Annotated in this window: 2 pseudogenes; both read left to right on the top strand. The window is 80.1% G+C overall.

Features of this window, described 5'->3' with window-relative positions:
- Window positions 1-1,009: pseudogene (locus tag GPJ59_RS36065) on the top strand (hypothetical protein); the annotation flags it as partial.
- A gap of 14 nt (window positions 1,010-1,023) precedes the next feature.
- Window positions 1,024-1,598 (top strand): annotated as a pseudogene (locus tag GPJ59_RS36070) (hypothetical protein); the annotation flags it as partial.

Here is a 1,598-nt window from a genome sequence, read left to right on the forward strand (position 1 = left end):
GACCGGCACGCTGCCCGCCGGCGCGCCGGCGGCGGACGCGGCGGATGGGGCGGATGGGGCGCAGGGGGCGGCGGCTGCGTCCGCCGCCGACCTCGCCGCCCAGCTCGCCGCCGAGCAGGCCTTCAAGGAGATCACCGGCCTGGCCGGCGACGGAGCGCGCACCGTGCACGTGGTGGACTCCCGTCCGCTGGGCTGGCGTTCGCTCGACCTCACCGACGGCGACGCCGACGGCCCCGATGCGGCGGCACTGATCGGCCGGCACCGGTCGGACACCCCGGCCGACTGGTCCCAGCTGCCGACGTGCCTGGCGCGGGTCGTCCCCGGGCCCGGCACGCCGGACGGCCGGGCCGCCGCGGGCTGGGGAGCCACCGGCGGCGAGGCGGACGACGAGGCACTACGGGCCTTCCTGCGCGGCCCCGACCCGGAGGGCGGGGCCGGCACCACCGAGGGCGCGGCACTGCTGGACGCGGCGCTGCGGCTCGCCGCCCTCGACCGGCAGGCCGACAGCCGTACGCAGTGGCACGAGGACGACGCGGAGCGGCCGGCGCCGGACGGCGCCACCTGGCGCTACCGCCTGCACGAAACACCTGGCGGCCTGGTGTGCGCCGAGGCCGCGCTCACCCTGCCCCCGGGGGCAGAAGGGGAGCGGGACGGCACCAGGGCCGAGGAACGGGCCGGGGCCGGTGACCAGGGCGGCGGTACGGCGGGACGGCCCGCGGCGTGGCACGGTACGGCCTGGGGCCGGGACCGCGCGGCCGCGTCGGACGCGGCCCGGGCCGCCGCCCGGGCCCGGGCACAGCTCGCCGGGCACGATCCCGTACTGGCGGAGGCGATCGGGCCCGACTGCCGTGTCGCCGAGGAGCTGGCGGCGTCGGGGCGGCCCCACGACCTGGCCGCCGAACTCCTCGGCCACGCCGTCGGGTTCCGGTCCGCCGCCCACGACCCGCTGCTCGGCGCACACCCGTTGGTGCACGGCACCCTGGTCCGCGAAGCGCGGGGCGACCGGTGACCGGGAGGCTCGCGGTGCACACCGCGACCGGGACCGACTGGCCGGAGGCCGGCGACCTGTTGGCGCGGTTGGCCGGCGAACAGGCCGTGCTGGTGGCGCTGGTGGCAGGCCACGACGCGGACTGGGAACGGCAGCGGATGGCCGAGGCCGACGGCCTGGACCTGCCCCTGCTGCCCGTGCGCCTGTGGGGCGCCGGGGTGGAGATCGGCCCGCTGGGGGGGCGGGACGCGCCGGTCGGCTGCCCGCTGGGCCAGGTCTCCGCGCACCTGCGGACGCGCGGCGTCACCGACCCGCCGCGCCGCCTCTCGGCCGGGCCCGGTCTCGCCCGGGCGTCGACCGCCATGCTGGCCGCCGCCTGCGAACTGGCCCGCCATCAGCCGCTGGGACCGGGGGAGACGGTCGTGGTGGGGCCGGCGGGCACGTCCCGGCACCGGGTGCTGCCACAGACCGGCTGCCCGGGCTGCGCGGTTTCCGCGACGGGCGCTACCCGGCCCTGGCCGGGCTCAACGGCGTGCGCATCCTGCACACCCGCGTGCGGTCGGTGGGCCTGCCGCTGTGGGGGGGGCAGGCCGCCGGGGGGCCCGCCGGC

Origin of the sequence: Streptomyces bambusae (assembly GCF_019400985.1) — a bacterium.
GTDB classification, from domain to species: Bacteria; Actinomycetota; Actinomycetes; order Streptomycetales; family Streptomycetaceae; genus Streptomyces; species Streptomyces bambusae_A.